The 6,082-nt window shown below is 41.1% G+C and carries 4 protein-coding genes and 1 pseudogene; 2 read left to right on the top strand and 3 right to left on the bottom strand.

Annotated features, from left to right (window positions below; translation table 11 throughout):
• Positions 1-129: 129 nt before the first annotated feature.
• A pseudogene (locus JWQ85_RS02125) lies at positions 130-1,029 on the bottom strand (replicative DNA helicase); the annotation flags it as partial.
• Between the two features lie 283 nt (positions 1,030-1,312).
• Here JWQ85_RS02125 and rlmB point away from each other — a divergent pair.
• Positions 1,313-2,083, top strand: a complete 771-nt coding sequence (rlmB, locus tag JWQ85_RS02120) for a 23S rRNA (guanosine(2251)-2'-O)-methyltransferase RlmB (protein WP_299463204.1) — start codon at positions 1,313-1,315, stop codon at positions 2,081-2,083.
• A gap of 95 nt (positions 2,084-2,178) precedes the next feature.
• Here rlmB and JWQ85_RS02115 read toward each other — a convergent pair whose 3' ends face one another.
• On the bottom strand, positions 2,179-3,264 hold the full coding sequence (locus JWQ85_RS02115; RefSeq protein ID WP_299463201.1) for a mannose-1-phosphate guanylyltransferase: 1,086 nt from the start codon (positions 3,262-3,264) through the stop codon (positions 2,179-2,181).
• A 241-nt stretch (positions 3,265-3,505) separates the two neighbouring features.
• Here JWQ85_RS02115 and recQ point away from each other — a divergent pair, with 241 nt between their 5' ends.
• Entirely contained in the window at positions 3,506-5,698 is a 2,193-nt protein-coding gene (gene recQ, locus JWQ85_RS02110; RefSeq protein WP_299463207.1) for a DNA helicase RecQ, read from the top strand.
• A gap of 132 nt (positions 5,699-5,830) precedes the next feature.
• Here the strand turns inward: recQ and JWQ85_RS02105 are convergent.
• The coding region (locus JWQ85_RS02105) for an OmpA family protein (protein ID WP_299463198.1) at positions 5,831-6,082 on the bottom strand (252 nt) is incomplete at its 5' end.

The raw sequence follows: 6,082 nt of genomic DNA, 5'->3' as shown, positions 1-6,082 counted from the left end.
CTTTCCCCGATCCGACGTTCGATTATGACAGTTTTTCGGTTTGGCTTGCTGAGCGTAATTTTAAACCCGATCTTATGTCACGAGAATCGCAGCTCATACCGCTTTGTGATAAGGTTTTGCGCCTCATTGGATCTGTTGCCATTCCCATTCTTCCAGGGTACCCTTACGAATCTTTTCCTGTTCAATTTCGGTTTCGCCGGATATTAAACGGTTAACTAACTGAACCGAGGACATCTCCAGTGAGAATACAACAACAGGCTTGTCAAAATCAACCGCGGCATTACGGGCGCAGCTTAGTACAAACGCTGTTTTACCCATTGCAGGGCGGGCAGCTATAATAACCAGATCGGATTTTTGCCAGCCCGAGGTCATCCTGTCCAGGTCAGTAAAGCCGGATGGAACACCGGTTAAACCATCCTTTTTATCTTTTAACGCTTCAATATCTTTTAACGCCTCGTGCACCAGGTCGTCCATCTTGCGCGAATCGCGGCGAAGGTTGTTCTGCGCTATCTCAAAAAGGTTCTTTTCGGCTTTGTCCAACATTTCCAGTACGTCGGCGGTATCCTCATAAGCCATACTTATTACCTCGGTTGAGATACGGATAAGCTCGCGCTGAATATATTTTTGTATAATGATACGGGAGTGATATTCAATGTTGGCAGCAGATGCTACCCGATTGGTAAGCTCGGTAATATAATAAGCACCACCAATCATTTCCAGCTCGCCTTGTTGGCGTAACTGCGCAGTTACGGTAAGGATATCTACCGGTGATGTTTTCTCGAAGAGAACGCTTATAGTGCTAAATATTTTTTGATGCCTTACATCGTAAAATACCTCTGGTTTTAGTACGTCAATAACCGATGAAAGGGCATCTTTTTCAAGCATTAAAGCACCTAAAACTGCCTCTTCCAGATCTATTGCCTGAGGGGGTAATTTGCCTAATCCTGCGTAGGGTGAAGGGGTGGTTATCCTGCTTCTGCGGTCGGTAGAATTGGGCTTGTAATTAGGGGTTTCGTTCTCAAAGGTCATAACCCTACAAAAATATATAAAATATGTTCTTGCCTGCGTGCTAATTCGCTAACACATGAGTTTTCCACATAATGAAAACATTACCAGCGCTATAAATTTTCATGGTAGTAATTAACATCGTATGTGTATAACGTGTTAATAACGCTATAAGTACCTCATTGTCATATGTGTTGATAAATGTATGTTATTGTTAAGTATTATCAACAATTGTGAAGGCCGGTTAAGTTCAATACCAGTAAAATCAGTTAATATAGCTACTTTTGGCGAAATAATTTTATTGAAAATGGCATATAATTCTAAACCTCCACCACGCGAAAGCAATCAGATGGTTTTTGGTATAAGAGCAGTGATTGAAGCAATATTGGCAGGTAAAGAAATTGAGGCTTTATACATGCAGCGCGGCCTTGGTGGTGGCCTGCTTAACGAGCTTAAAGAAGTACTTAACGAATACCATATAGTTGGGCAGCAGGTACCGGTTGAAAAGCTGAACCGTATCACCATGAAAAACCATCAGGGTGTTATCGCTTTTATATCGCCTATCATCTATCAAAAAATAGAAAACATAATACCCGAAGTTTTTGAAAGGGGTGAGGTGCCCCTGATATTAGTGCTGGATAGCATTACCGATGTACGTAACATGGGCGCTATTGCCCGTACGGCTGAGTGTGCGGGTGTGCATGCCATTGTTATCCCGGCTAAAGGATCGGCACAGATAAACCCCGATGCTATCAAGACATCGGCAGGGGCATTGTATAAGATACCGGTTTGCCGCCATGATAACTTTATGCAAACGGTTAAGTTTTTGCAGGAATCGGGCTTGCAACTGGTTTGCTGCACCGAAAAAACCAATGATTATATTTATACACCAGATTATACTGCACCCACAGCTATCATCATGGGTTCGGAAGAAGATGGTATCCGTAACGAGATCATTCGTATATCCGACTACCTGGCCAAGATCCCCATGTTTGGCGAAATTGAATCCCTGAATGTTTCGGTATCAACAGGTGTGATATTGTATGAGGCGATAAGGCAACGCGAAGCGGTTAAATAGATACAAGGGTCAAGACCCCCAAATAAAAGAAGCCCGACTATGAGTGTAGCCGGGCTTCTTTGTCTTGTATCTTGACTCTTGATGTCTTGAATCTTCTAAATGTATCTTGCCCCGAATTTGCTTTTTACATCGGCAACAACCTGTTTAATGTTTTGCTCCTCATCGCGGGGGCAAATAAGCAGGGTATTATTGGCTTCAACCACAATGTAATCGTGCAAGCCCTTTAGTATCACCAGCTTTTCGCCGGGTACGTTTACCATGCAATTGCTGCTATCGTACATAATTACTTTTTCTGACGGGATAACTGCATTGCCTACATAATCTTTATCGGCTAACTGATAAATAGATGCCCAGGTACCTAAATCGCTCCAGCCAAACTCAGATGGCAGCACGTAAACATTAGATGCTTTCTCCATAATGCCATAGTCAATAGAAATATTAATACAGCGCTGGTAAACCTTGTGCACAAACTCTTTTTCCTCGTCGGTATTATAAACGGAACGTGCCTCGGCAAATATCTCGTGCATTTCGGGCAAGTGGTGGTTAAACGAATCAACAATAGCTTTGGCCGACCACACAAAAATACCCGCGTTCCACAAAAAGTCGCCACTTTGAATAAATGTTTTGGCTATATCAACGGTAGGTTTTTCGGTAAAGGTTTTTACTTTATGAAAATCCTCATTAAGCGTTTGATCTGTATATTGGATGTATCCATAGCCTGTATCCGGGCGGGATGGTTTAATGCCTAAGGTTATCAGACAATCATTCTTTGATGCGGTCTCTAAAGATTTTTCAATGGCGGCAATAAACGCGGTTTCGTCTAATATCAGGTGATCTGAAGGGGCTACAACAATTGCAGCATCGGGGTTCATGCTTTCTATCTTAAAACAACCGTAAGCCACACAAGGGGCAGTGTTACGCATAACAGGCTCGGTCAGTATTTGCTGGTTAGCCATATCCGGCAGTTGTTTTTTAACCAGGCCGGTATAATTTTCATTGGTAACAACGTATATATTTTCTTTAGGGCATACTTTCAGGAAGCGTTCGTAAGTGTTTTGTATGAGCGTTTTGCCGGTACCCAAGATATCTATAAACTGTTTTGGGTGAGATGTTCTGCTGATTGGCCAAAAACGACTGCCGATTCCGCCAGCCATGATGATGGCATAATAGTTTTTGTTCATTGTATACGTTAAGAATTTTAATTTGGCAAATCCATGCTAAATATGTGCATTAATTTGTAAATTCAGTACTAAGTAAAACTAAATATTTCCATATGAATTTTACCTTTCTTAAAAGCGATAAATAAACAAATTGTTTTTAATCGAATAATCATTTTAATATAAAATTTTTAACCAAACCCAGCGTTTATTTATAAATTTTTGTTATTTTGAACCATAATTCCAAACGCACAAGTAAATAATGATAGAGACTAAGAAGTCGCTTTTTGATAACCTGCAAAATTTTTTCGGGTTTGATAACTTCAAAGGAGAACAAGAAGCGATTATAACTAATATTTTAGCAGGTAACGATACGTTTGTAATCATGCCTACCGGTGGCGGCAAATCCATGTGTTATCAGTTGCCCGCATTAATGAGTGAGGGCACAGCGATTGTGATCTCTCCGCTCATTGCTCTAATGAAAAATCAGGTTGACCAGTTAAGGGCCTTCGGAGGCTCGGACAGCATAGCGCATTTTTTAAATTCATCACTAACTAAGGCTGATATATTAAGGGTTAAAGACGATGTACTAAGCGGCAAAACAAAGTTGCTGTATGTTGCGCCCGAATCATTGACCAAACAGGAGAACGTTGATTTTTTAAGACTTAATCAAGTGTCATTCGTGGCCGTTGATGAGGCCCACTGTATTTCAGAATGGGGGCATGATTTCCGCCCGGAGTATCGCAAGATACGCCAGGTTATAAGCAATATAGGCGATGATATTCCAATTATTGCCCTTACCGCTACCGCAACACCAAAAGTACAGCAGGATATTCAAAAGAACCTGCAAATGAATAATGCTACGGTTTATAAATCATCTTTTAACCGCAATAACCTGTTTTACGAGGTTAGGGCAAAGCGTAACGCTATAAAAGAGATAGTTAAATTTGTAAAGCAAAATCAGGGTAAATCTGGTATTATTTACTGCCTTAGCCGTAAAAAAGTAGAGGAAGTAGCCGAAGCGCTAAACCTTAACGGTGTAAAAGCATTACCATACCACGCTGGTTTAGACCCCAAAGTACGTGCTGATACCCAGGACAAGTTCCTGATGGAGGATGTAGACGTTATTGTGGCTACCATAGCCTTTGGTATGGGTATAGATAAACCCGATGTTCGTTATGTTATTCACCACGATATGCCTAAAAGCATGGAAGGTTATTACCAGGAAACTGGCCGTGCCGGTCGTGATGGTGGTGAGGGTGTATGCGTTGCATTTTACTCGGGTAAGGATATTGATAAGCTGCAAAAGTTTATGAAGGATAAACCCGTTGCTGAACGGGAAATAGGTACGCAGATATTGAAAGAGGTTATTGATTATGCCGAATCATCTGTTTGCCGCCGTAAACAATTGCTGCATTACTTTGGAGAGAACTTTAACGAAGCGGGTTGCAATAATATGTGCGATAACTGCTGCGGACATAAAGTTCATTTCGATGGTGAAGAACACCTGCACAGGGCATTAAGCCTTATTAAACAAATAGGTGAGAAATTTGACGATTGCCACATCATCAATATTTTGATGGGTAAAGACGATGCACAGGTTAAAAACTACGAGCACGATAAGCTTGATTACTTTGGATCGGGCATTGAGCAGGGAGATAACCTTTGGAACTCATTAATGCGCCAGGCATTGCTAAATAACTTCCTGTCAAAAGATATTGACCAATACGGCTTACTACATTTAACAAAAACCGGTAACGCGTTTATAGATAACCCGTACAGCATCCGTTTCTTATTAAACCAGGAAATGGGCCCTACTGATGAGGATGAAGCTGAAGACGGACCTAAACAGGGCGGCGGCGCTTTAGATACAGAGTTGCTGCAAATGCTTAAAGACCTGCGCAAGAAGCTGGCTAAACAAAAAGGCTTGCCTCCATTTGTTATTTTCCAGGATCCATCGTTAGAGGAGATGTGTACGCATTATCCTATCAATACCGAAGAGCTGAAACAAATATCGGGCGTAGGAGCGGGTAAGGCATTAAAGTTTGGTGCCCCATTTATTGATCTGATAAGCAAATACGTAGAAGACAATGATATTGATCGCCCGGTTGATATGGTGATAAAAAGCGCTGCAAATAAATCAGCATTAAAAGTTTTCATTATACAAAACATCGATCGCCACTTAAATTTGGATGATATAGCAGCTTCGAAAGGTCTTACGTACGAAGAAATACTGAAAGAGGTTGAAACCATTGTAAACTCAGGTACAAAGCTTAACCTGAACTATTACATCGACGAGATGATAGATGAGGATAAGCAGGAAGAGGTTTACGACTACTTTAAATCGGCCGAGGTTGATTCTATTGATGATGCTTTAGTTGAACTTGGTTCTGATGATTATACCCGCGAAGAAGTGCAGTTAATGCGCATCAAATTCCTTTCGGAAGTGGGGAACTAAGTCTTTGAGGTTTTTTAACCACAGAGTACACAAAGATAAAAACCACAAAGGTCACGGAGATTTAATTCTTTGTGACCTTTGTGATTTATAAGACTTGCAAGTCTCTGTGTCCTTTGTGGTTAAACTAAGCTGCTATTTTGCTATTATCATAAACTCTGTCCTGCGGTTCAAGGCACGGTTATCGTCTGTTGTATTAGGCGCTATAGGTTGGGCCTCGCCATAACCTTTGTAAACCAACCTCGTTGCTACAATGCCATTAGCGGATAGGTATTGGTAAACAGAATTAGCGCGCTTCTCTGATAGCGCCACATTAGTTTCATTATTACCTACATCGTCTGTAAAGCCCGATATTTCTATTTTAACTGTTGGGTTAAGCTGTAAAAA

The organism is Mucilaginibacter sp., assembly GCF_028288105.1.
In the GTDB taxonomy this organism is placed as follows: Bacteria; Bacteroidota; Bacteroidia; order Sphingobacteriales; family Sphingobacteriaceae; genus Mucilaginibacter.
This window is presented reverse-complemented; position numbering and strand designations above follow the sequence as displayed.

Bases quoted from the DNA above. Each gene is read 5' to 3' on its own strand.
- rlmB (WP_299463204.1), top strand. From the start codon at position 1,313: ATGGCATATAATTCTAAACCTCCACCACGCGAAAGCAATCAGATGGTT.
- JWQ85_RS02115 (WP_299463201.1), bottom strand. From the start codon at position 3,264: ATGAACAAAAACTATTATGCCATCATCATGGCTGGCGGAATCGGCAGT.